Here is a 24,145-nt window from a genome sequence, read left to right as displayed (position 1 = left end):
TCAGTTCTCCTGGAGGACGGGCAGCCGGAGGCCCAGTCCGGACAGTTCGGCGTGCAGCGAGGGGGCCAGCGGTACGCCGGTGCGGCGGCGCTCGGCGGCGAGTTCGGCCTCCCGGTGGCCCGGGTAGCGGACCTGGCCGTGGCCGGGCAGCGGCGGGCAGGCCAGGACGGTGCCGAAGAGGGCGCGGGCGTCGTCGTCGAAGCCGTCGCGCAGCAGGCCGGGGTCGATGGCCAGGACGAGGAAGCCGATGCCGTCGTCGGTGCCTCCCGGGCGGCCGTCGCCGGCCAGGGCGGCGGGTGACGGGCCGGTGGCGGCGCCGGGCAGCAGGGCGGCGAGGAGTTCGACGGTCAGGCCGAGGCCGAAGCCCTTGAAGGCGCCGGTCTCGGGGCGGGAGCCGAGCCAGCCCAGCCAGGCCTCGCCGCGGTCGTAGGCGGCCGGGTCGGTGACCGGGCGGCCGTCGTCGCCGGTGAGCCAGCCCTCGGGCGCGGGCCGGCCGTCGCGGGCGGCGGTGCGGACCCGGCCGGTGGGGACGACGGTGGTGCTCATGTCCAGGACGAACGGGTGTCCGTCGACGGCGGGCGCGGCCACGCTCAGCGGGTTGGTGCCGAGCAGGGCGGCCGCGCCGTGCGGCGGGCGGGCGATGCGCTGGCCGCCGCAGTTGGCGGCGATCAGTCCGATCAGGCCCCGGTCGGCGGCCCGCCGCGCGTGCACCCCGGCGCAGCCGAAGTGGGTGGCGCCGCGGACCGCGACCAGGCCGATCCCGTACCGGCCGGCCCGCTCCGCGGCGAGGTCCATGGCCGCCGACGCCGCCCACAGGCCGAGCGCGCGGTGGTGGTCGGTGAGGACGCAGGCGCCCAGGTCGCGCAGGATCTCGGGTTCGGCGGCGGGGTCGGCCCGGCCGGACTCCAGGAGCGGCCGGTAGAGGCGGCCCAGGTTGAACACGCCGTGGGAGTCCATGCCGGTCAGGTCGCCGTAGCAGAGCGCCTCGGCGGCGACGCGGGCCCGGTCCTCGGGGACGCCGAGGCGGGCGAGGTAGCCGGCCGTCTCGGCGAGCAGCGTGGCGTGGCCGACCCGCGGCTCCTGGGCGGTCGTCGCGGGTTCGGTGGACGTGGTGGTCATCGCGCTCCTGCTCGATGGGGGTGCGGTGCGGTGGTGCCGTCGTCCCCGGCCGGGAGCGGCGGGGTGTCGGCGGCGAAGGCGGTCAGCAGTGCGGCGACCTGGCCGGCGAAGGCCTCCAGGTCGGCGAGGTCGGCGAACTCGCCGTCCGCGTGGGCGTGGTGGGTGTCGAGGAGGCCGGGGCCCAGGACGGTGGTGAAGGTGTCGGGGACGCCGCTCAGCCAGATCGCGTCGCAGGTGAAGGCCGCCTCGTGGCCGGGCCATCGCGGGATGCCGGCCCGGGCCATGAACTCCTCGCCCCACACGGGCTGTTCGCCGAGCGCGGGAATCCCGCGCTTGTCCCACTCCAGCCGGGTGACGCGGGCGGCGTCGGCGGCGGTCCGGGCGAACAGCGCGGTGCCGGCGAAGCGTTCGGTGAACGCGTCGATTCCGCGGGCCAGGTGCTCGGCCACGGCCCGCTCGGCCGCCGCTCCGTCGGCGGTGGTGGCGTGCGCCAGGTTGAGCAGCAACTCCCCGCCCCCGTAGACCTTGTTGTGCCCGGTGCCGGTGTGCAGTCCGGCCACGCAGACGGTGCCGGGCGGCGCGCCGGGCGCGGACGGGTCGAGGGCGGCGGCCAGATGCTGGGCGAGGAAGCCGAGGAGCACGCTGGCGTTGTGGCCGGCGCCGGGCCGGTCGTCGATCGCGTCGTCCCCGGCCACGGTGATCCGGGCGGTGGACGCCGCGGTGGCGCGCGGGAGATGGCGGAGTCCGGTGGGCTCGCAGAACACGTTGACGCGGCCCACGTACCCCGCCTCGACGAGCGGCCGGGTGCCGAACGTGCCCAGTGCGCCGCCTTCCTCGCCCGCCACCGCCTGAACCAGCACCGACACGTCGGTGCCGAGCCTGGGGCAGGCGCGGGCGGCGGCCTCGATGCCGGCCAGCAGGGCCACGGCCGGGCCCTTGGCATCGACGGCGCCGCGTCCGGTGAAGCGGCTGCCGTCGAAGGCCGGCGAGGGTCCGCCGGCCACGGTGTCGAGGTGGACGTTGAACATCACCGTGCGGGCGCGGGGCAGTACGGGGCCCAGCCGCAGGACGAGGCTCGGCTGGGCGTCGAGGAACCGGGGGCCTGCGGCGACGGCCGCGCGGACCTGGGCGGGGGTGTCGTCCCGCAGGACGCCGGAGGCGGGCGGCGCCTGGTGACGGACCACGCGCAGACCGGACCGGGCGGCGGCCGTGGCGTACGCGTGCTGGGCGGCGCGCAGCGCGTGCGGGGCACCGGGGCCGGTCTCCAGGGGGCCGGCGGTGGGGGTGTGGAGCAGGTGCAGCAGCAGGCCGTGGTCGATCCGCGGCCGGGGCGGTTCCGCCGTACGGGCGGGGCCGGGCACGGGCCGCGGGCGTGCGGCCGTCGCGGCGGGCAGCAGGGTGGCCAGGCGGTGGGCGGCGCGGGTGAACAGCTCGGCGGCGTCCGCGCCTTCGCTCCGCGGTCCGGCGTGCGGAAGCAGGGCCAGGTGCGGTTCCAGGGAGTACGCGCCCCGGTAGCCGTGGTCTTCGAGGAGCCGCAGGCAGTCGGCGACCCCGGCCGTGCCGTCGCCCGGCAGGGTGTACGAGGCCTCGCCGGGGCGCTCGCCGGGCACGCCGTCCTTGACGTGGACGTGGGCGACGTACGGCAGCAGCTCCCGCAGCATGGCGGGGGCGTCGTAGCCGTGGGCGACGCCGTTGCCGGTGTCGAAGAGGAGCCGCAGGGCGGGGCTGTCGACCGCGTCGAGCAGGCGCAGCGCGCGGTCGGCGTGCGCGCCGGCCCAGCCGGAGCAGTTCTCGTGCAGCAGCTCGACGCCGAGGTCCTCGGCGCGGCGGGCCAGCCGTCGCATCCGGTCGGTCACCCGCCGGGCCCACTCGGGCTCGGGCAGCCCGTCGTTGGGGTACGACATGACGCGCAGGCTCCGGCAGCCGAGGATCCGCCCGTACGCGGCGAGCCGGTCGAGTTCGGCCAGGTCGGCGGAGAAGTCGGCGGTGACGGGCCGGGCCCAGTTGGCGATCCGGGAGCCCAGGCAGACGACGCCGAGACCGGCCGCGTGCAGCCGGTCCGCCGCCGACTCGACGGTCTCGGGAGGGAGTTCGGCCAGCGGGGTCTCGTCGATGCTCCGCAGTTCCAGGGCCGACCAGCCCAGCCGGCGGGCCACGGCGATCTGTCCGTCGAGGCCGGGGGCGGCCTCGTCGCCGATCCCGGTGATCCGCGGGTCGGCCGCGACCCCGGCCGGGGCTTCCGCGGGGGGTCCTGAGGGGGGTCCTTCATGGGGTCCTTCGGGGAGTCTTGCGGGGGCGTCAGACCCGTACATCCGCCGTCCTTTCCTTGGTGTTCAGGTCGTCGCCGCCGCCGCGGGGCTCCCCGGCCCGGCCGGCGCAGTGCCGCTTGGCCTGGTCGAGCAGCCGGACCACGTCGGCGTGCAGGGCGAAGTCGTCGCGGGCGCGGGCGCCGCCCGGCGGGGTGGCCGCGAAGCGGGTGTACGTCCGGCGGAGGAACGCGAGGAGCGCGTCGTCGCGGAACACCTCGGGCGGGCCGTCGCCGACGATCAGCTGCGCGTGGTCGTCGGCGTCGCTGAGCGGGTAGTGGGCCACCGCGACGCCCCGCTCGAAGGTGAGCGTGACGCTGCGTTCGCGGACCGGGGCGGCCAGGTCGGAGACGACGCGGGTGCTCACCCCGCCGGTGTGGCACAGGTCGAGGCGGGCGGAGCCCATCCGGGGCCGCACCTCCGGGCCGCACCGCAGGTCGGTGACCGCGGCCCCGGTGGGCCGGGCCGGGCCGGCCAGGTCCAGGACCAGGCCGAGGGAGTGCGGCATCTCCACGTCGAAGGCGGTGGGGTGGCCATCGTCCGGGCGCAGGGAGCGCAGGAAGCGGGGTTTGTGCTGGGCGACGCGCAGCGCCCGCAGCCGGCCGAGCCGGCCGGAGGCGATCAAGAGGCGCAGGCGGTGGGTGAGTTCGGCGGCGAGCCAGGGGGCGACGACGGCGATGCGCAGGCCGTACCGGAGGCGCAGCCGTTCGATCGCGGCCAGTTCGGTGGCGTCGGCGGCGAGGGGTTTCTCGACGACGAGGTCCTGGAAACCGCGTACGGCCAGTTCTTCGAGGACGGTCCGGCGGGTGGCGGGCGGGGTGCAGACATGGACGACGGCGGGCGCCGGGCCGAGCAGGGAGCAGGCGGCGTCGAGCGTTCCGGTGAGGGTGACCTGGCCGGGCGGCAGTCCGGCGGCCGCGTCCGGCCGGGGGTCGACCGCGATCACCGGGCCGGTCCACAGGGGCGGTGTCCGGGCGTCGCGGGGGTCGCGGGCCAGGTTCCGGAGGACGTGCAGATGCAGCCCCGCGCCGGAGCGGCCCAGGCCCACGATCAAGGGCTGCCGCATGGGCGGCTCCCCTCCTCCGAGGCGCTTCCCGTCCCGTGTCCCATCCCGAGGTTCCTTTCGTCGCGGCGACCGGTGGCCGTCGGTCGTCCGACCGACCGGCCCGCCCGGCACGCGGCGACAAACCTCCCCAGTTCCCGCCCCCGGGGTCAAGAACTCACGAACCCTTGTCACCGGAAGGTATGAATTTCCTTCGAGAATTTGAGAATTCATTCCTCCGGTGGATACGTTCGGGATGAATTTTTCTCGACGGGCGACTCCCCCAACGAAGGGGATCGGCACGCCTGTTGTGCTGCCATAGCAGCTGTCGGAGCCGGTTTCCTCCGGCCGAACAGAATTGATTCCGCGTGACACATCCCAGCATCCCCTTCTTCTCTCAGGCATCGACGTTCGACCGTCTTTGGCCACTCATCCGATCAAAAGTGGAAGAAGTTTTCGAGGACGGGAAGTTCTCCCATTCGACCCAGGTCGGCCGCCTGGAACAGGCCCTCGCCGACCGCACCGGCGCCCGCCACGTGATCGGGGTGAACAGCGGCACCGACGCCCTCGTGCTGCTGCTCAAAGCCTGCGGTCTGCGCCCCGGCGACCGGGTCCTCGTCCCCGCCTACTCGTTCGTGGCCACCGCGAGCGCCGTGGTCCTGGCGGGCGGCGTGCCCGTCTTCGCCGACATCGACCCCGACACGTACGCCCTGGACGCCGGCCGGGTGCCCGCGGCCGCGGCCGACGGGGCCCGGTTCGTCATGCCGGTGCACCTGTTCTCCCGGATGGCCGACATGGCGTCGCTCACCGCGCTCGCCCGGCGGCACGGTCTGACGCTGGTCGAGGACAGCGCCGAGGGCATCGGCATGCGGCAGAACGGCGTCCACGCCGGACTGCACGGCCGCGGCGGCGTCCTGTCCTTCTTCCCGACCAAGACCCTGGGCGCGCTCGGCGACGCCGGCGCCGTGCTGACCGACGACCCCGAGGTCGCCGAGGCCGTCTCCGCCCTGCGCCACCACGGCCGGGCCGGCCGCACCCTCGCCCACTTCCCCGGCATCTCCACCGAGACCGGCCGGCCGGGCCACAACAGCAAGATGGACGACCTCCAGGCGGCCGTCCTGATCGCCAAACTCACCGTCCTCGACGAGGAGATCGTCCGCCGCGCCGAGATCGCCGCGCTCTACGACCGGCTCCTGAAGGACGTCCCCGGCGTCACCCGGCGGCCCGCGCTCACCGGCGCGAGCGACGAGGTCTTCTACGTGTACCTCGTCGAGACCGAGCGCCGCGACGCGCTCGTCGCGCACCTGGAACGGGAGGGCATCGAGACCGAGACGTACTACCCGGTGCCGCTCCACCTCCAGCCCTGCTTCGCCGGACTCGGCCACCGGCCCGGCGACTTCCCGGTCGCCGAGGCCGCCGCGGCCCGGGCCCTGGCCCTGCCGCTGTACCCCGATCTCACCGACGCCCAGGCGCGGCGGGTCTGCGACGCCGTGCGCGCCTTCTCCACCGGAAGGACCCCGGCATGACCACCACGACAGGACGGGACACGATCCCCTTCTTCCCGCCGGACCTGTTCCACGACGACCGCGAGACCCTGCTGCGGCTGCTGTACGAGATCGGCACCGCGCCCGAGCAGAAGTTCATCCTCGGCGCGCACACCGCCCGCTTCGAGGAGGCCCTGCGCGAACAGCTCGGCGCGACGGACGTGGTGGCCTGCTCCAGCGGCACCTCCGCCCTGCACCTGGTGCTCGCCGGGCTCGGCATCGGCCCCGGCGACGAGGTCGTGGTCCCCGCGTTCGGCTGCGCGCCGCTCGCCGCCGCGGTGCTGCACCTCGGGGCCGTCCCCGTGTTCGCCGACATCGACCCCCGTACCCTCACGCTCGGCCCCGCGGACGCCGAACGGCGGCTGACCGCCCGCACCCGGGCCGTGATGCCGGCCCACATGTTCTCCGTGATGGCGGACATGCCCGCCTTCGCCGCGCTCGCCGCCGCGCACGGGCTGCGCCTGGTGGAGGACTCGGCCGTCGCGCAGGGAGCCGTCCTGGCCGGGCGGCCCGCCGGAATGTGGGGCGACGCCGGCGTGTACTCGTTCGTCCAGGTGAAGTCCTTCGGCATGCCCGGCGAGGGCGGTGCCGTCGTCACCCGGAACCCCGAACTCGCCCGCCGGGCCCGGATGCTGCGCAACCACGGGCAGGACGGCCGGCGGCGCTTCGTGCACCACGAGATCGGCCTCAACAGCCGCTTCGACGAGATCCAGGCCGCCTTCCAGCTGCACCGCCTGCCCGGCCTGCCCGCCCGCCTGGAGCGCCGGGCCCGGATCGCCGCCCACTACACCGAGCGCCTCACCGGCCTGCCCGGCATCACCCCGCCGCCGGCCGACCCCGACGGCCGCTGCCACTACGTGTACACGCTGCTCGCCGAGGACCGGGACGCGCTGCGCGACCACCTCGCCCGGCACGGCGTCGCCACCCACGTCTACTACCCGAAGGCACTGCCGGACCAGGCCGCCTTCGCCCCGGTCGCCGCCGCCCACCAGCCCGGCGCCGCCTGGCCGCACGCCCGGCGGGCCGCGGACCTTCAGCTCTCCCTGCCCGTCCACCACCGGCTCGACGACGCGCAGGTCGAGCACATCGCCGAGACGGTCCGCGGCCACGCGCTGCGCCACCGCCCCACACCCCCGTCTCCCCCCGTACGCCCGGAGCGTTCCGCATGAGCTGTGATCTCGACGTCGCCGTCGTCGGCGCCGGCCTCGCCGGCCTGGCCGCCGCCCAGGAACTCCGGCGCGGCGGGCGGGAGGTGACCGTCTTCGAGGCCGCCGACGCGCCCGGCGGCCGGATGCGCACCCTGCGCGAGGACGGCTACGTGGTGGACACCGGCGCCGAGCAGATCTCCGCCCGCGGCTACCGCGCCACCTGGCAGCTGCTGCGCCGCGCCGGGCTCGCCCCGTACGACGTCCACGGCATCGGCCGCCCGCTTGGCGTCTGGCGCGCCGGACGCCCCCGCAACGGCGCCGGCGAACCCGTCGCGGTGCTCACCGGCGCCGGTCTGGCCCCCGCCGCCCGGCCCTCCCTGGCCCGCTTCCTCGCCTGGACCGGCCGCCACCGCGCGGCCCTGGACCACGACCACCCCGAGGACACCCCGCTCGGCTCCGCCACCGTCCGGGACCTGGCCGACCGGTACCACCCGGACCTGTACGAACATCTGCTGCACCCGCTGTCCGCCGCGTTCTTCGGCTGGGACCCGGAACGCAGCGCCGCCGCCCCGCTGGCCGCCCTGCTCCTCGCGGTCGGCCCGGTCTCCGCCTGGCGCACCTACCGCGGCGGCATGGACCTGCTCACCCGGCGGCTCGCCGACGGCCTCGACGTCCGGTACGACGCCGCCGTCCAGCACGTCGCCGACGACGGACCGCACGCCACCCTCACCGTCGACGGCCGCCCCCTCACGGCGCGCGCCGTCCTGCTCGCCGTCCCCGCGCCGGTGGCCGCCCGCCTCCAGCCGCACCCGGCGGACGACGCCGCCGGATACCTCCACGCGTCCACCTTCCGGCCCATGCTCAAGGTCAGCTGCGCCCTGGACCGCCCCCTCGCGCCGCGCGGCGGCGGCTATCTGCTGCTCACCCCCGGCTGCGAGGGCGAGGACGTCCTGGCCTGCGTCGTCGCCGACCACGTCAAGTGCCCGGACCGGGCGCCGGCGGGCCGCGGCCTGGTCAGCCTGCTCGCCGCGCCCGGCCGTATCCCCGAACTGGCCGCCGCCGACGACGAGTCCGTGGTGCGCCGGACGACCACCGCCGCCGAGCGGTACGTGCCCGGGCTGCGCGGCGCCCTCGTCTCCGCGCGCGTGCACCGCTGGCCGCACGGCATGCCCGAGCTCACCCCGCGGGCACTCGCGTTGCGCGCCGCGTTCCTGCGCCGGCCGGCCCGCAGCGTCGAGTACGCGGGCGACTGGCTGGCCGCCCGGCCCTCCAGCGAGGGCGCGGCCCGCTCCGGGGCGCTCGCCGCCTCCCGCGTCCTCGCCCACCTCGCCGCCACCGCCCGCGGCGGCGCCGGGACCGCGACGGCCGCCCGTACCGGTTCCGCGAACACCGTCCGTACCGCCGCCACCGGCCCTGACCCCGCTGCCGCCGGTCCCGCCGCCACCGCATCCGTCACCGCGCAGGAGGCCCGCGCATGAAGTTCGACGACATGGGCGTGCTGTTCGACGAGCTCGCGGCCGCCGGCGGCGACACCCTCGTCCACCTCGACCGCCCCTTCGACCTGGACGGCGACCGGCCCGCCACCACCGAGTGGACGATGCCCGGGCTCGCCCGCCTGGTCGCGCAGACCGCGGCGGCCCTCGCCGCGGCCGGGGCCGGCCCCGGCGACCGGGTCGCGATCGTCAAGGCCAACCACTGGGACTACGACCTCATCGCCTGCGCCGCCGTAAGGATCGGCGCCGTCCCGGTGAAGCTCTCCGGCGAGCTGTCCGCCACCGCGCTGCGCACCCTCCTGGACCGCTGCGCGCCCCGCCTCCTCGTCACCGACCTCGCCCTGCTCGACCGCACCCGCGCCGACGGGCTCACCGCCGACGACGACCTCACCACCGCCGCCCGCACCACCGTCGTCCTGGACCGCGACGGCGAACTCCCGCCCGGTGTCGTACGCCTGGACGACCTGCGCGGCCACCCGGCGCCCGGGCCGCACCGGCGCCACGACGACACCCCGCTGGTCGTCGTGCACACCAGCGGCACCACCGGCGTACCCAAGCTGGTCTGCCACACCACCCGCACCCTGGTCCACCAGCTCGCCCGGTTCGAGACCCTCCCCCTCCCGCGCCTCGGCGTCCGCCGCGGCGACAGCCTCTTCAACGCGAGCGCGTACGCGCACGGCCGGACGTTCTGCTGGACGGCCGTGGCCCCCGTGCTCGGCCCCCGGCACATCAGCATCTCCACCGGCGACCACCCGGAGCGGGCCGACCTGCTGCTGCGCGCCCACCCGCCCACGATCGTCGAGGCGCTGCCCGCCCGGTACGTCCGGCTGCGGCCGCTGACGCGGCGCCTCGACCACCCGTTCCGCGACGTACGGACGTACATCAGCACGTACGACGCCGTGCACCCGCCCGTGATCCGCGCCTTCCTCGACGCCAGCGCGCGGCGCGGCGCGCTGTGGATGCAGGGCTGGGGGCAGAGCGAGACCGGGCCGCTCACCTTCGCGTTCCACACCCGCCGTTCGCTGGTCCGCGGCACGGGCCCGGGCGGCGGGGCCGTCAAGGACGCCGTCACGGTCCGCGACCTCGGCCGCCCCGTCCCGTTCAAGACCAGGCTCAAGGCCGTCGATCCCGACACCTTCCGCCCGGTGCCGCCCGGCGTCCCCGGTCTGATCCTCTGCCGCACCCGGGCCGTGGCCCCCGACTACCTCGGCGAGTCCGGCCGCTGGGCCGCCAAGCGCCACGGCGACTGGTGGAACACCGGCGACATCGGGGAGATCACCCGCGACGGCCGCGTCCTGCTCCTCGACCGCGAGGTCGACCACTCCCCCGCCCTGAGCTGTCTGCGGACCGAGGACATCCTGGAGGAGCGGCTGCCGACGGCGCTGGAATGCCTCGTCCTCGCCCGCCCGGACGACCGGCCGCTGCCCGTCGTCGTCACCGAGGACGGCACCCTGGACCCCGAGGAGTGGAAGCGGGCCGTCCACGACCTGCCCGACCTCGCCGACCCGGCCGTCCTGACCTGGGGGCGGGTGCCGCGCACCGGCACGGGCAAGGTCCGGCGCACCGCCCTGCTCGAACAGCTCACCGGCCGCGCCGACACCTGCGGCACCGGCCGCTGGACCTGACCACGGTCGGGTCCGGCCCCGCGCCGGACCCGACGGGAGAGACCGTGTCCACCACCCTTCCCCCGTCCGGCCGTCCGCTCGACGGCCCCTATCCCTTCGACAACGACAGCCCGCACAGCGCCGGCCACCACCTCAGCCTCGAACAGGCCCTGGACCCCCTCACGTTGGGGCACCTCGCCGACGCCGGGGTCACCCGCGGCGCGCACTGTCTGGAGGTCGGCTCCGGAGCCGGCAGCGTCGCCCACGCCCTGACCCGGCTCGTCGCGCCCGGCGGCACGGTCACCGCCACCGACGTCAAACCCGGCCGCATCGCACCGGCGCCCGGGCTCGTCGTCCTGACCCACGACATCGTCAACGACCCGCTGCCGGAAGCCCGTTATGACGTCGTGGTCGCCCGGCTCGTCCTCCAGCACCTGCCGGAGCGGCGGGAGGTGCTGCGCCGGCTCGCCCGCGCGCTCGTCCCCGGCGGGCTGATCCAGATCGACGAGTTCGACACGTCGACGGAGCACTGTCTGCTCGCCCCGGCCCCCGACGACGCCCGGCTGTACGACCGCTTCACCGCCGCCAAGGCCGATCTGATGCGCGCGGCGGGCGGCGACCCGGCCTGGGGCCGTCACGTACCGGCCGATCTGCTCGCGGCCGGCTTCACCGCGCTCGACATCCGCCCCCACGTGCTGCTGCGCGCGCCCGGCCGGCCCGCCCTCGGGCTCCAGCTCCACCATCTGACCCACTTCGCCCCGGGGCTGCTCGACGCCGGCTTCACGCCCTCCGAACTCGACCGGCTGCGCGCCGTCATGAACGATCCCGGGTTCGCCGCCGTCACCGGCGTCCTCCACTCCGTCCAGGCCCGTCGCCCGGCATGACCGCAGCACCCCGCCCCCTCCCACGGAAGGCCGCCCCCGCCCCATGACGGACGACACCCTCACGCCCGCACCCGCCGCAGCGCCCCCGGCCGCGGCGGCTCCCGTCTCGCGCAGCCGGCTGCGGGTCTACGCCCGCCTCGGCAAACTCGACGTCTACGACTACTACTTGGGCGTCTTCGTCGTCCTCGCGGCCGTGGTCCTGCCGCCGGGAACACTCGGCGCGCGCGGCGCGGCGGTGCTCGGCGTGTTCGCGGTGGCCCAGATCCTGCTGCTGATGGCGATGACCGCCTTCGACGACGTCACGGGCTTCCGCGACGGAAGTGACATCACCAACTACGGCCCCGACCACCCACTGCGCAACATCCAGCGGAAGCCGTTGGTCGCGGGCACGTTGACGGTACGTCAGGCCCTGTGGTTCGCCTGGAGCTGCGCCGCCGGCGCCGCCCTGCTGCTCGCGGCCGCCGCCGCGCTGGCCCCGCACCGTCCGCTGTGGACCGTGATCGGCCTCGTCGCGCTGTGGGTGGTGACGCTGCAGTACTCCTACGGCGTCAAGCTCAGCTACCACGGCTTCCAGGAGCTCTACCTGGTCGCGCTCGGTTTCGCGCTGGTCATCCTCCCGTACGGCATGATCACCGGCCAGGCCACCGGGCTGCTCCTGGTCCAGGCCGTCCTGTTCGGCTTCGGCCCGCTGATGTTCGGCGTCTACTCCAACACCAACGACGTCGACGGCGACCGCGCGGTGGGCCGCCCCACCGTCGCCGCGCTGGTGTCCGAGCGCGGCAACGCCCGCTTCATCGGCGTGCTGTCGCTCGCCGAGACGCTGATCGTCGCCGCCGCCTGCGCGACGGGCCTCGCCCCGTGGTGGTTCCTGCCGCTGATGCTCCCGGCGGGGCTGCTGCGGATGTACCAGTACCACCTCGGCTTCCGGCGGGACTCGATCATGCGCGCCCGGCGTACCGGCTTCGCGGTGCACCGCGGCAGCGTGATCCTGATGACCGTCGGCAACCTGCTCCTGGCCCTGACCCGGGGCTGACCCCGCCCGCTTCGCCGCCCGGCCGCCGGAACGCCTCACGCGCTCCGGCGGCCGTCCGGCTGTCAGGGGTCAGGGGTCAGGGGTCAGGGGTCAAGGGTCAGGGCGCGACCGGCGTACGGCTCATCAGCGCGACCCGGTTCCAGGCGTTCATCACGATCGCGAGCCAGCTGACGGCCGAGGCCTGGTCGTCGGTCAGGGCCTCGTCCTCGTACGCCCACCGCACGGGCTCGCCCGGCCGGGTGGTCCGCTCGGCCACGGCCAGCGCGGCCCGCTCCCGCGCCGTGAAGTACCCCGACTCCCCCCACGCGGCCAGCACGGCGAGCCGGTCGGCGGTCTCCCCCTTGGCGAGCGCGTCCCGCGTGTGCGTCCGCAGGCAGAACGCGCACCCGTTGAGCTGCGAGACGCGGATCTTCACCAGTTCGGCGAGCAGCGGGGCGAGCCCGGTCTCCGCCATCCCCGCCTCGGCCTGGGTGCTGAGCGCCACCAGGCTCTTGTACGTGGCGGGGTGCTGCTCCACGAGATTCATGCCGGTCATGCGACGCTCCCTTTCGTCACCGTCCCCCCGACGGGGACATGCCCTCAGGGACAACGACCCACCGGCCCGGACGAGGCGGCCGGCCCCGCCCGAAGAAATCCGAACCCGCGGTCGAGCGCGCCGAGTTCACCGTTCCGGCCGCGGAGGGGCGTCGGAGAACGCCGGATCGTCGGCGCGTGACGCCCGGCGGCGCGGGGCGCGGAGAAGCGTCGCGATGAGCACCGCCGCACCGGCCATGAGAACGGCGCTGACCATCGAGGCGATCCTGGCCTCCCGGGCGAAGGCCTCGAACGCCGCGTCGCGCAGCGCCTCGGCCGTACCTCCCGGAAGGGCGGAGGCGGTCTCGACCGCGCCGCCCAGGGTGTTCCCGGCCGCTTCGAGCTCCCCGGAGGTGAGGGCGTCGGGCGCTTCGGCCGCCAGTTCCGCACGGTAGACGGCGGCGCCGAGGCTGCCCAGGAGCGCGATGCCGAGCGCACCGCCGAACTCGGCCGAGGTCTCGGCCAGGGCGGAGGCCGCTCCGGCCCGCTCCGGGGGCGCGGCGGACAGGATCACCTCGGTGACGACGGCGGAGACGGCGCCGATGCCGATCGAGACGACGGTCATGCCGCCGACGAGGTGGAGGATTCCCGAATCGGCCTGAAGCAGGGTCAGCGAGACATAGCCGGCGGTCGCCACGAGCAGTCCGGCGGCGATCACGCGGGGGGGCGCCGACGCGCGGGGCGAACGTGGTGGCCAGCGCGATGCCCGCCGGCATCACGAGAAAGGTCGGCATGGACCACAGCGCCGACTCCAACGGGCCCATGCCCAGGACCAGTTGCATGAACTGCCAGTTGAAGAGGCTGAAGCCGACCAGTCCGAAGGCATCCAGGGCGCCGATGAGCAGCGGCACGCTGAACCAGCGCGTACGGAACAGCCTCAGGTCGATCAGCGGGTTCGCGGCCGTGCGCTGGCGGCGGAGGAACACCGCGCCCACGGCGAGTCCGGCGGCGCAGTACGCCACCGGCCCCCACCCGAAGCCGTGTTCCGCCATGGCCTTGACGCCGTAGATGACGCCGAGCACGGCGACGAGCGACAGGACGGCACCGAGCAGATCGAATCGGCCGGGCCGGGGGTCCCGGTACTCGGTGAGCAGCAGCGGGCCGAGGATCAGCAGCAGGATCATCACCGGCACGTTGATCAGGAAGACCGACCCCCACCAGAAGTGCTCCAGGAGCAGACCGCCGATGATCGGGCCGAGCACCGCGCCGCCGGCGAATCCCGCCGTCCAGACGCCGACGGCGGTGGCCCGCTGCTTGGCGTCGTGGAACATGCTCCGGATCAGGGACAGCGTGGACGGCGCCAGCGTGGCTCCGGCGACGCCCAGCAGGACGCGGGCCGCGATGAGCATCCCGGCGCTGGTCGAGAACGCCGCGAGGACCGAGGCGGCGCCGAAGGCCACGGCGCCGGACAGCAGCACGCGCCGACGCCCGAAACGGTCCCCGAGGGTGCCCATGGTGATGAGCAGGCCGGCGAGGAGGAACCCGTAGGCATCCATGATCCACAGCTGCTCGGAGCCGCTCGGGCCGAGGTCGGCCGTCAGCGACGGAAGCGTGATGAACATGACGGACATGTCCATGGAGGCCAGCAGGCAGGGCAGCACCAGGACGGCGAGCCCGGCCCACTCCCTGGTTCCGGCACTGGTGTTCTCTTCGGTCATGTCCTCTCCCGTGCCGCGCAGGCGCATAGGGATGCGTACGTTGTACGCATCGATTCCACGCAGCTTACGGATCGACCTTCGCCCCTCACAATCGCTTTTTTACCTGGGACTTCCCTCTCGACCACCACACGACAGCACCCTCCAGGTAGAGTTTCGTCACGTATCCATGAGTGTGACGAAAAGGGGGACGACGATGTCCGTGCAGCCGGCCTGCGCGTCGTGCGGAAAGGCGCTGGAGCCCGCGGACCGGGGGCGGCCGAGAACGTACTGCTCCCGTTCCTGCCAGGCGAAGGCGTACCGGACCCGCAAGACGGAGGCCCCGGCCGCCCTCCCGGAGGGCGGCGACGGGCCGCGGCACCTCACCCTCGACCGCATCGTGCGCGCCGGCATCGCCGTCGCGGACGCGGAGGGGCTGGACGCGCTGTCGATGCGCCGGGTCGCCGCCGGACTCGGCACCGGCACGATGTCCCTGTACCGCCATGTGACGTCCAAGGACGATCTGGTCACCCTGATGGTGGAGACCGCGATGACCGAGGTGCCGCTGCCCGGCTCACCGGCCCGGGACTGGCGTCACGGCCTCGAACGCGCCGCGGCCCGCGACTGGGAGCTGTACCACCGCCACCCGTGGATCCTGCCGCGCGTCATGATGACGACCCGCGCCCACTTCAGCCCGGCTCTCGCGGCGGACAGCGAAAGCGCCCTCGCCTCGTTCGACGGGCTCGGCCTCGAACCGGCCGACGTCTTCCGGTACATGTTCCTGTTCGCCTCCTACGTGCAAGGCGTGGCGCTGATCCTCGTCAGCGACCTGGAGGCCGAACGGCAGGCGAAGACCGCCACGGAACGGGGAGGGACGACCCCCGAGGACGCGCGGGACCGGCTGTACGCGCCCGGGGCGTATCCCCGGCTCGCCCGCGCCATGCGCGCGGGCGCCGACCCCTGGGATCTCGACGCCCTGTTCGCCTCGGGCCTCGACGGCGTCCTGGACGGCATCGCGGCCGATCTCGCACGACGGCACTCCGGCGCCTGAACCCGCCCGGCGTCCGCCGTCCGGCTCGACCCCCGGGAAGCGTCCGGCGCGTCGACCGCGCCGACCCGGTCCGCGTCTCAGCGGGACCGGCGGACGATCCGATGCGGTCCGCCGAGCAGGGCGACCGCCGCGCGGTAGCCCTCCCCGGTCTCCACGTCGTGCAGCCGCACCGGCAGCCGGGGACCGCCCTCGTCGCGGCCTCGCCAGCCGAGCAGCCGGGCGGGGCGGCCGGGGGCGGAGACCGTGAGGCGGGAGGGGTCCACGCGCAGGCCCTCGCCCGTCGCCTTGAGGACGGCTTCCTTGCGGACCCAGTACGAGGTGAACGCCGCGGCCCGTTCGGACGCCGGCACCCGCTCGTACACCGCCCGCTCCCCCGCCGACAGCACCGGCAGCGGCAGTTCGGCGGACGGCTCGGGCACCTGCTGGACGTCGACGCCCACCGGGGCGTCCGGCGCGAGCGCGACCGCGACCATGTCGCCCGAGTGGGAGAGCGAGAACTCCAGGGCGGAGTCCGGGAGATACGGCTTGCCGTGCGGGCCGGCCGCGAAGACGAGCGAGGCGGGATCACGGTCGAGCGCGCCGCCGAGGACCGTACGCAGCAGCGCGTGCGCCGTCAGGTACTGGGCCCGGACCGGGGCACCGGTCAGCGACTCGTACACCCGCCGCTCGCGGGCGTCGAGCAGCGCGGACAGGCCCTCGACGACGGACACGGCCCGGGCGGTCCACACATGGCACTCACCGGGCCGTACGGATATGTCGGATGCCTCAGGCCACATCGCCTTACGCCACGTTGACCCTCTGGCCGGGAGGCGCCGCCTCCAGCCACGCGAGGAACCCGGTGAGCGCGTCCTCGCTCATCGCCAGCTCCAGCCGGATCCCGCCCACCAGACAGCCCTGGATCACGGAGTCCGACAGCAGCGCCAGCTCCTCCTCGCCCTCCGGGCTCCGGCGCTCCAGGACCTCGATGGCCGAGCGCTCCAGGATCCGCTTGGGGCGGGGCGCGTACGAGAAGACCCGGAACCAGGCGATCTCGTCACCGCTGTAGCGGGCGACCCCGTACACCCAGCCCTTGCCGGACGGGTCCCGCTCCTCCGTCACGTCCCAGCGCAGGGAACAGTCGAAGGTGCCGCCGGACCGCTGGATCAGCCTGCGCCGCAGCGCGAACACCACAAGCCCGACCACCAGCAGTGCGACGACCAGGCCGCACACGAGCAACACGAGGAACATCTTCACCGACCTCCTCGCCGCAACCCGTGACCGGTGGACCCGGCCTGACCGAACACAACCCGCATCTGCATCGCCTCAGCCGCGGCACGGTCCGGAGTGTCTCCGACCGTGCCGCGGCTGAGGTTTCAGTCTCTCGGCGCGATCCGCTAGCGGACCGCCACCGCGCGCAGCCGGACTTCGGCGCGCCGCTCGGCGGCGGCGTCCTCGTCCGACTTCGCACGCTCCAGCGCGCGCTCGGCACGCTGGGCGTCGATCTCATCCGCCAGTTCGGCGATCTCCGCGAGCAGAGAAAGCTTGTCGTCGGCGAAGGAGAGGAATCCGCCGTGGACGGCGGCCACGATCGTGTCGCCCTCACTCGTACGGATGGTCACCGGGCCCGACTCCAGCACACCGAGCAGCGGCTGGTGACCGGGCATGACGCCGATGTCGCCGGAGGTGGTACGCGCGATGACCAGGGTGGCCTCGCCGGACCAGACACTCCGGTCCGCGGCGACCAGCTCGACGTGCAGCTCAGCGGCCAAGGGTGGCTCCTCGGTTCACCACCCGGCGGCTGCCGGGTGTTGGGATCAATTCTAGGGGGCGTGGAGAAGGGGGCGGGACGGACCCGCCCCCTTCAGGCGAGCACGGGGCTCAGGAGACGCCGAGCTCCTTGGCGTTGTTCTTGAGGTCCTCAAGACCACCGCACATGAAGAAGGCCTGCTCGGGGAAGTGGTCGTACTCACCGTCGCAGATCGCGTTGAACGCGGCGATCGACTCGTCGAGCGGAACGTCCGAACCGTCCACGCCGGTGAACTGCTTCGCCGCGTGGGTGTTCTGGGACAGGAAGCGCTCGACACGGCGGGCGCGGTGGACAACGAGCTTGTCCTCCTCGCTCAGCTCGTCGATACCGAGGATCGCGATGATGTCCTGGAGGTCCTTGTACTTCTGGAGGATTCCCTTGACGCGCATGGCGGCGGCGTAGTGGTCCTCGGCGATGTAACGCGGGTCCAGGATCCGGGACGTGGAGTCCAGCGGGTCCACGGCCGGGTAGATGCCCTTCTCGGAGATCGGACGGGAGAGAACCGTCGTCGCGTCGAGGTGGGCGAAGGTGGTCGCCGGCGCCGGGTCGGTGAGGTCGTCGGCGGGGACGTAGATCGCCTGCATCGAGGTGATCGAGTGACCACGGGTCGAGGTGATGCGCTCCTGGAGGAGACCCATCTCGTCGGCCAGGTTCGGCTGGTAACCCACCGCGGAGGGCATACGGCCGAGCAGGGTCGAGACCTCGGAACCGGCCTGCGTGAAGCGGAAGATGTTGTCGATGAAGAACAGCACGTCCTGCTTCTGCACATCGCGGAAGTACTCCGCCATGGTCAGACCGGCCAGGGCGACGCGCAGACGGGTGCCCGGGGGCTCGTCCATCTGGCCGAAGACCAGCGCGGTCTTGTCCAGAACGCCGGCCTCCTCCATCTCGACCATGAGGTCGTTGCCCTCACGGGTACGCTCACCGACGCCCGCGAAGACCGACACACCCTCGTGCAGCTTCGCCACACGCACGATCATTTCCTGGATCAGAACGGTCTTGCCGACACCGGCACCACCGAACAGACCGATCTTTCCACCCTTGACGTACGGGGTGAGAAGGTCGACGACCTTCAGGCCGGTCTCGAACATCTCGGTCTTGGACTCGAGCTGGTCGAAGGCCGGGGCCTTGCGGTGGATGCCCCAGCGCTCGGCGTTCGCGACCGTGGACGCGTCCTCGTTGAGGACCTCGCCCAGGGTGTTGAAGACCTTGCCCTTGGTGACGTCGCCGACCGGGACCGTGATGGCGGAGCCCGTGTCGGTCACCGCGGCCTGGCGGACCAGACCGTCGGTGGGCTGCATCGAGATGGTGCGGACCAGGCCGTCACCGAGGTGCTGCGCGACCTCGAGGGTCAGCGTCTTCATGCCCTCGCCGGACGGGTCCTGCACGTCGACGTGCAGCGCGTTGTAGATCTCCGGCATGGCGTCGACGGGGAACTCCACGTCGACGACCGGGCCGATGACCCGGGCGACGCGGCCCGTGGCGGCGGCCGTCTCAACAGTGGTCGTCATTACTTGTCACTCCCCGCGTTCGCGTCGGCCAGGGCGGCAACGCCACCGACGATCTCGCTGATTTCCTGGGTGATTTCGGCCTGGCGGGCCGCGTTGGCACGACGGGTGAGGCTGGTGATCAGCTCACCCGCGTTGTCGGTCGCCGACTTCATCGCGCGCCGCGTGGCGGCGTGCTTCGAAGCCGAGGACTGCAGCAGCGCGTTGTAGATCCGGCTCTCGACGTAGCGCGGCAGAAGGGCGTCCAGGACGTCCTCCGCCGACGGCTCGAAGTCGAACAGCGGACGGATGGTGTCCGTCGTGCCGGCCTCCTTCGCGACCTCGTCGAGGCTGAGAGGCAGCAGCCGGGCCTCGATCGCGGACTGCGTCATCATCGAGACGAACTCGGTGTAGACGATGTGGAGTTCGTCCACACCACCGTCGGCCGTGTCCTTCTCGATGGCCTCGATCAGCGGCGCGCCGATCTTCTTGGCGTCCGCGTACGTCGGCTCGTCCGTGAAACCGGCCCACGTGTCGGCCAGCTTGCGCTCACGGAAGTTGAAGTGCGCGATGCCACGGCGGCCGACGACGTAGATGTCGACCGTCTTGCCCTCGCTCTCCAGCTGCTTGATGAGCCGCTCCGCCGCCTTGATGGCGTTGGAGTTGAAGGCGCCGGCCAGACCGCGGTCGCTCGTGAGGAGCAGGACCGCGGCACGCGTCGGGTTGTCCGCCTCGGTGGTCAGCGCGTGCTTGTCGTTCGCGCCCGTGGCGACCGCGGTCACCGCGCGGGTGAGCTCGGTCGCGTACGGCGTCGACGACTGCACCTTGCGCTGCGCCTTGACGACGCGCGAGGCGGCGATCATCTCCATCGCCTTGGTGATCTTCTTCGTCGCGGTGACGGATTTGATGCGACGCTTGTAGACCCGGAGCTGCGCTCCCATGAGTCAGGTCCCTTCCGTCGTCACTTCGAGACGTTGACGGCGGAGGCGTCGTCGCCCAGCAGCTTGCCGTCGGACGTCTCGAACTGCTTCTTGAACTCCGCGATCGCGTCGGCGACGGACTGCAGGGTGTCGTCCGACATCTTGCCGCCCTCACGGATGGAGGTCATGAGGCCCGAGTGGCTCTGGCGCAGGAACGCGAGCATCTCGGTCTCGAAACGGCGGATGTCCGCCACCGGGACGTCGTCCATCTTGCCGGTGGTGCCGGCCCAGATGGAGACGACCTGGTTCTCGGTCGACATCGGCTGGTACTGCGGCTGCTTCAGCAGCTCGACCATGCGCTGACCGCGCTCCAGCTGCGCCTTCGACGCGGCGTCCAGGTCGGAACCGAAGGCGGCGAACGCCTCCAGCTCACGGAACTGGGCCAGGTCCACACGGAGGCGACCGGAGATCTGCTTCATCGCCTTGTGCTGGGCGGAGCCACCGACACGCGAGACCGAGATACCGACGTTCAGGGCCGGACGCTGGCCGGCGTTGAACAGGTCGGACTCCAGGAAGCACTGGCCGTCGGTGATGGAGATGACGTTGGTCGGGATGAACGCCGACACGTCGTTCGCCTTGGTCTCGACGACCGGCAGACCGGTCATCGAGCCGGCGCCCAGCTCGTCCGACAGCTTCGCGCAGCGCTCCAGCAGGCGGGAGTGCAGGTAGAAGACGTCACCCGGGTAGGCCTCACGGCCCGGCGGACGACGCAGCAGCAGCGACACGGCGCGGTAGGCGTCGGCCTGCTTCGACAGGTCGTCGAAGATGATCAGGACGTGCTTGCCGTCGTACATCCAGTGCTGGCCGATGGCCGAGCCGGTGTACGGCGCCAGGTACTTGAAGCCGGCCGGGTCGGACGCCGGGGCGGCGACGATCGTCGTGTACTCGAGCGCGCCGGCCTCTTCGAGGGCCGCGCGCACGGACGCGATGGTGGAGCCCTTCTGACCGATCGCGACGTAGATGCAGCGGACCTGCTTGTTCACGTCGCCCGAGCGCCAGTTGTCGCGCTGGTTGATGATCGTGTCGACGGCAAGAGCGGTCTTGCCGGTCTGACGGTCACCGATGATCAGCTGACGCTGACCACGGCCGACCGGGGTCATGGCGTCGACGGCCTTGTAGCCGGTCTCCATCGGCTCGTGGACCGACTTGCGCTGCATGACGCCGGGCGCCTGCAGCTCGAGGGCGCGGCGGCCCTCGGTCGCGATCTCGCCGAGACCGTCGATCGGGTTGCCGAGCGGGTCGACGACGCGACCCAGGTATCCCTCGCCGACGCCGACGGAGAGGACCTCGCCGGTGCGCTGCACCGACTGCCCCTCCTCGATGCCGCTGAACTCGCCGAGAACGATCGCACCGATCTCGCGCTCTTCCAGGTTCAGCGCGAGGCCGAGGGTGCCGTCCTCGAACTTCAGCAGCTCGTTCGCCATGGCCGAGGGAAGACCCTCGACCTTCGCGATGCCGTCGCCGGCCAGGCTGACCGTGCCGACTTCCTCGCGCGAGGCCGCGTCCGGCTGGTACGACTGGACGAAGTTCTCCAGTGCGTCCCGGATCTCCTCCGGCCGGATCGTGAGCTCCGCCATCTGGGTTCCCTGCTCTCCTTGTTGGGCCCGAAGTTTCTTAAGGGGTCTGGGGGCCGACCCCCAGGAACTTCTGCAATCTCTGCACGGCCCAACCGGGCCGCTGTCATGCGTCTTTACGTTGTGGCCGAGGTCAGCCGGCCAGGCGGCGGGTCGCCTCGTCGAGGCGCTCCGCGATGGTGCCGTCGATGACCTCGTCACCGACCCGCACCGAGATCCCGCCGAGGACCGTCGGGTCCACGTCCAGGTTCAAGTGCATCTGGCGGCCGTACAGCTTGGCCAGCACCGCGCCGAGGCGCTGCTTCTGCCCGTCGCTGAGCGGCACCGCGGTGGTGACGACCGCGACCATCCGGTCCCGGCGCGCCGCGGCGAGCTTGGACAGGGACTCGAGTCCCGACTCCAGGCTACGACCCCGGGGCTGGGTGACCAGGCGGACGATCAGACGCTCGGTGACCTGGTCTGCCTTGCCGCCGAGCAGGCTGCGCAGCAGCTCGCCCTTGGCCGTGGCCGTCGCGGTCTTGTCCGTCAGCGCGGAGCGGAGCTCGTTGCTGGAGGAGACGATCCGGCCGAACCGGAACAGCTCGTCCTCGACGTCGTCCAGGGCGCCCGCCTTCTGGGCGGCGGTGAGGTCGGCGGTGTTCGCCAGCTCCTCGACCGCGTCGACCAGGTCGCGCGACTGCGACCAGCGGGAGCGCACCATGCCGGCGATCAGGTCGACGGTCGCGCCGCCCACCTGACCGGACAGCAGTCGCTTGGCCAGCTCGGCCTTGGCCTCGCCACCCTGCGCCGGGTCGGTCAGAACCCGACGCAGCGACACCTCGCGGTCGAGCAGCGCGGTGACGGCCGCCAGCTCGCCCGCGAGCTCGCCGGCGTCCACCGACGTGTTGTCGGTCAGCGCGTCCAGGGACTCACGTGCGGCACTCAGTGCCTCGCGGCTCGCTCCGTTCATCGCACGGCCTCGGCCTTCTCCTCGAGCTCGTCGAGGAAGCGGTCGATGGTCCGGCTCTGACGGGCGTGGTCCTCGAGGGCCTCGCCGACGAGCTTCGACGCCAGGTCGGTCGCCAGCTTGCCGACGTCCTGACGCAGCGCGGCGGACGCGGCCTTGCGGTCGGCAGCGAGCTGCGTGTGACCGGCCGCGATGATCTCCTCGCGCTGGCGCTGGCCTTCCGCCTTCATCTCCTGGATGATCGCGGTGCCCTGCTCCGTCGCCTCCTGGCGAAGACGCGCGGCTTCGTGGCGGGCCTCGGCGAGCTGAGCCTTGTACTGCTCCAGCACACTCTGAGCCTCGACCTGGGCCGATTCGGCCTTCTCGATGCCACCCTCGATGGCCTCGCGACGCTCGTCCAGAACCTTGTTGATGTTCGGGAGGAGCTTCTTGGCGAGGAAGCCGAAGACGATGACGAAGGCGATCAGGCCGATGACGAGCTCGTCGAGATGCGGGATGAGCGGAGGCTGGGGCTCCGCCGCCTCCGCAAGAAGCAGAGCGTTCACATCAGTGCCTTCCGTAAAAAGGGTCGGACTTGTCAGTGCGGCTTACTGGTAGACGAAGCCCATGACGATGCCGATGAGGGCGAGCGCCTCACAGAAGGCGAAGCCCATGATCTGGTTGGTGCGGATCAGACCGGCGGCCTCGGGCTGACGGGCGAGGGCCTGCGTACCGTTACCGAAGATGATGCCGACGCCGACGCCGGGGCCGATCGCGGCGAGGCCGTAACCGATGGAGGCGACGTTGCCGACGACGTTCTCCTTGGCGCCGGCGGCGAGGTTGACCATGTCGAGAGCAGCGGACATGCCGTTACTTCCTTCTCTTTCAATGACCCGGTGGGGGTTGGCCACCGGACGACTGCTGGTTTCGGGGTGGGGTCTACGAGTCCGGAGCGGGGGCTCAGTGGTGCTCGGCGAGCGCGCCCTGGACGTAGCTGCAGGCCAGGAGAACGAAGACGTACGCCTGGACGGCCTGGATGAAGAGCTCGAAGGCGGTCATCACGAGGACCATCACGAACGAGGCGCCGGCGTAGACGAAGCCCAGGCCGTTCATGAGGTACCAGGTGGCCAGCGAGAACATCACGATCAGCAGGTGACCGGCGAACATGTTCGCGAACAGTCGGACCGCGTGCGTGAAGGGCCGGATGAGGAGGTTCGAGAAGAACTCCAGGACGACGACCATCGGCAGGATCGCGCCGAGGTTCTTGTCGTAGCCGGTGATGTTCTTCCATCCGCCGACGAAGCCGTGCTTCTTGAAGGTCAGCGAAATCCAGAGCACGTAGACGATCAGCGCGAGGGCCGCCGGGAAGGCGATCAGCGACGTGACCGGGAACTGGGCGACCGGGATGATCGACCACAGGTTCATGATCCAGACGAAGAAGAACAGCGACACCATCAGCGGGACGTACTTCTCGCCGTCCTTCTTGCCGATGATCTCGTAGACGATGCCGCGGCGCACGAAGTCGTAGCCGGCCTCGCCGACCATCTGCATCTTGCCGGGGATCAGCTTGGGCTTGTTGAAAGCGGCCCAGAAGAAGCCGACGACCACGATCGAGCCCAGGATGGCAAGCAGCATCGGCTTGGTGAACTCGAAGCTGCCCACGGTGAACATGGGCTCGTACATGAACGTGTGCAGCCCCGGCGCCGGGAAGCCACATCCGGAGAAGATGTGGCAATCCGGGTCGAAGGCAAGCGTCTGGTCAGCACTCACCGCGGGCTCCTTCAGCGTGGCGCATAGGTACGGCAACCTCGTTGTGTCGGCGCGGCACGCAGCCGCGGGTCGGCACTGGACTGGTCTTACGGATAAGGGGGCGGCGGTTCGGCATCAAGCCTCTCGCTGGGTCAGGCGCCGTTCCGGATGCCCGCGCCCGCAGTGCCGCAGTTGGCACCGGACGATAGCAGG

21 protein-coding genes and 1 pseudogene are annotated in these 24,145 nt (G+C 72.6%); 7 read left to right on the top strand and 15 right to left on the bottom strand.

The features are described 5' to 3' along the window. The 3 genes from ABZ693_RS01295 to ABZ693_RS01285 are packed head-to-tail and all read right to left on the bottom strand — an operon-like array spanning position 1 to position 4,491. Complete coding sequence (locus ABZ693_RS01295) at positions 1 to 1,119, bottom strand: Ldh family oxidoreductase (protein WP_359872006.1); 1,119 nt, start codon at positions 1,117 to 1,119, stop codon at positions 1 to 3. After that, complete coding sequence (locus ABZ693_RS01290) at positions 1,116 to 3,431, bottom strand: M20/M25/M40 family metallo-hydrolase (RefSeq protein ID WP_359872004.1); 2,316 nt, start codon at positions 3,429 to 3,431, stop codon at positions 1,116 to 1,118. Before ABZ693_RS01290 ends, ABZ693_RS01295 begins: the two co-directional genes overlap by 4 nt. After that, complete coding sequence (locus ABZ693_RS01285; protein WP_359872002.1) at positions 3,418 to 4,491, bottom strand: Gfo/Idh/MocA family oxidoreductase; 1,074 nt, start codon at positions 4,489 to 4,491, stop codon at positions 3,418 to 3,420. Before ABZ693_RS01285 ends, ABZ693_RS01290 begins: the two co-directional genes overlap by 14 nt. Before the next feature lie 419 nt (positions 4,492 to 4,910). On the opposite strand from ABZ693_RS01285, the gene ABZ693_RS01280 reads away from it, so the two are divergent. From ABZ693_RS01280 to ABZ693_RS01255, 6 genes are read left to right on the top strand one after another with little or no spacing between them, the layout of a single operon-like run. Further along, a complete protein-coding gene (locus ABZ693_RS01280) occupies positions 4,911 to 5,993 on the top strand; it encodes a DegT/DnrJ/EryC1/StrS family aminotransferase (RefSeq protein WP_359872000.1) in 1,083 nt (360 codons plus the stop codon). Next, on the top strand, positions 5,990 to 7,180 hold the full coding sequence (locus tag ABZ693_RS01275; RefSeq protein ID WP_359871998.1) for a DegT/DnrJ/EryC1/StrS family aminotransferase: 1,191 nt from the start codon (positions 5,990 to 5,992) through the stop codon (positions 7,178 to 7,180). The genes ABZ693_RS01280 and ABZ693_RS01275 overlap by 4 nt, the downstream gene beginning before the upstream one ends. Continuing rightward, on the top strand, positions 7,177 to 8,637 hold the full coding sequence (locus ABZ693_RS01270) for a protoporphyrinogen/coproporphyrinogen oxidase (protein WP_359871996.1): 1,461 nt from the start codon (positions 7,177 to 7,179) through the stop codon (positions 8,635 to 8,637). The genes ABZ693_RS01275 and ABZ693_RS01270 overlap by 4 nt, the downstream gene beginning before the upstream one ends. Then, entirely contained in the window at positions 8,634 to 10,277 is a 1,644-nt protein-coding gene (locus ABZ693_RS01265) for a class I adenylate-forming enzyme family protein (RefSeq protein ID WP_359871994.1), read from the top strand. Before ABZ693_RS01270 ends, ABZ693_RS01265 begins: the two co-directional genes overlap by 4 nt. A 44-nt stretch (positions 10,278 to 10,321) precedes the next feature. Further along, positions 10,322 to 11,140 (top strand): class I SAM-dependent methyltransferase, encoded by an 819-nt coding sequence (locus ABZ693_RS01260; protein WP_359871992.1) that lies wholly within the window; start codon positions 10,322 to 10,324, stop codon positions 11,138 to 11,140. Positions 11,141 to 11,183: 43 nt separating this feature from the next. Further along, positions 11,184 to 12,173 (top strand): UbiA family prenyltransferase, encoded by a 990-nt coding sequence (locus tag ABZ693_RS01255; RefSeq protein ID WP_359871990.1) that lies wholly within the window; start codon positions 11,184 to 11,186, stop codon positions 12,171 to 12,173. Positions 12,174 to 12,270: 97 nt separating this feature from the next. Here the strand turns inward: ABZ693_RS01255 and ABZ693_RS01250 are convergent, their stop codons facing one another. Both ABZ693_RS01250 and ABZ693_RS36135 read right to left on the bottom strand, forming a co-directional pair. Beyond that, positions 12,271 to 12,708 carry a carboxymuconolactone decarboxylase family protein gene (locus ABZ693_RS01250; RefSeq protein WP_359871988.1) on the bottom strand — a complete coding sequence of 146 codons (438 nt, stop codon included), beginning with the start codon at positions 12,706 to 12,708 and terminating at the stop codon, positions 12,271 to 12,273. Between the two features lie 126 nt (positions 12,709 to 12,834). Further along, positions 12,835 to 14,425 (bottom strand): annotated as a pseudogene (locus ABZ693_RS36135) (MFS transporter). 172 nt (positions 14,426 to 14,597) lie between these two features. Between ABZ693_RS36135 and ABZ693_RS01235 the strand changes: the two are divergent. Then, on the top strand, positions 14,598 to 15,431 hold the full coding sequence (locus tag ABZ693_RS01235) for a TetR/AcrR family transcriptional regulator (RefSeq protein WP_359871986.1): 834 nt from the start codon (positions 14,598 to 14,600) through the stop codon (positions 15,429 to 15,431). 77 nt (positions 15,432 to 15,508) lie between these two features. On the opposite strand, the gene ABZ693_RS01230 is transcribed toward ABZ693_RS01235, so the two are convergent. From ABZ693_RS01230 to atpB, 10 genes are all read right to left on the bottom strand, one after another. Beyond that, entirely contained in the window at positions 15,509 to 16,207 is a 699-nt protein-coding gene (locus ABZ693_RS01230; RefSeq protein WP_359871984.1) for a 4'-phosphopantetheinyl transferase family protein, read from the bottom strand. 4 nt (positions 16,208 to 16,211) lie between these two features. Beyond that, the gene (locus ABZ693_RS01225) at positions 16,212 to 16,658 is read right to left on the bottom strand and encodes a DUF2550 domain-containing protein (protein WP_359871982.1); all 447 of its coding nucleotides are present in this window, start codon (positions 16,656 to 16,658) and stop codon (positions 16,212 to 16,214) included. A gap of 146 nt (positions 16,659 to 16,804) precedes the next feature. Beyond that, entirely contained in the window at positions 16,805 to 17,179 is a 375-nt protein-coding gene (locus ABZ693_RS01220) for a F0F1 ATP synthase subunit epsilon (RefSeq protein WP_359871980.1), read from the bottom strand. Between the two features lie 109 nt (positions 17,180 to 17,288). Beyond that, a complete protein-coding gene (atpD, locus tag ABZ693_RS01215; protein ID WP_359871978.1) occupies positions 17,289 to 18,728 on the bottom strand; it encodes a F0F1 ATP synthase subunit beta in 1,440 nt (479 codons plus the stop codon). Further along, positions 18,728 to 19,645 (bottom strand): F0F1 ATP synthase subunit gamma, encoded by a 918-nt coding sequence (locus tag ABZ693_RS01210; RefSeq protein WP_359871976.1) that lies wholly within the window; start codon positions 19,643 to 19,645, stop codon positions 18,728 to 18,730. Before ABZ693_RS01210 ends, atpD begins: the two co-directional genes overlap by 1 nt. Before the next feature lie 20 nt (positions 19,646 to 19,665). After that, positions 19,666 to 21,261 (bottom strand): F0F1 ATP synthase subunit alpha, encoded by a 1,596-nt coding sequence (gene atpA / locus ABZ693_RS01205; protein WP_359871974.1) that lies wholly within the window; start codon positions 21,259 to 21,261, stop codon positions 19,666 to 19,668. Positions 21,262 to 21,391: 130 nt separating this feature from the next. Further along, positions 21,392 to 22,207: a F0F1 ATP synthase subunit delta gene (locus ABZ693_RS01200; RefSeq protein WP_359871972.1), complete on the bottom strand. Its 816-nt coding sequence runs from the start codon at positions 22,205 to 22,207 to the stop codon at positions 21,392 to 21,394. After that, positions 22,204 to 22,749, bottom strand: coding sequence for a F0F1 ATP synthase subunit B (locus ABZ693_RS01195; protein ID WP_359871970.1), 546 nt, complete (start codon positions 22,747 to 22,749; stop codon positions 22,204 to 22,206). Before ABZ693_RS01195 ends, ABZ693_RS01200 begins: the two co-directional genes overlap by 4 nt. A 42-nt stretch (positions 22,750 to 22,791) precedes the next feature. Further along, entirely contained in the window at positions 22,792 to 23,049 is a 258-nt protein-coding gene (atpE, locus tag ABZ693_RS01190; RefSeq protein WP_093874070.1) for an ATP synthase F0 subunit C, read from the bottom strand. Between the two features lie 94 nt (positions 23,050 to 23,143). Then, entirely contained in the window at positions 23,144 to 23,953 is an 810-nt protein-coding gene (gene atpB, locus ABZ693_RS01185; protein WP_359871968.1) for a F0F1 ATP synthase subunit A, read from the bottom strand. Between the last annotated feature and the right edge of the window lie 192 nt (positions 23,954 to 24,145).

It is taken from the genome of Streptomyces laurentii, assembly GCF_040635425.1.
GTDB lineage: Bacteria > Actinomycetota > Actinomycetes > Streptomycetales > Streptomycetaceae > Streptomyces > Streptomyces laurentii.
Note: the sequence above shows the minus strand (reverse complement) of the source record. Positions and strands in the feature narration are given on the sequence as shown.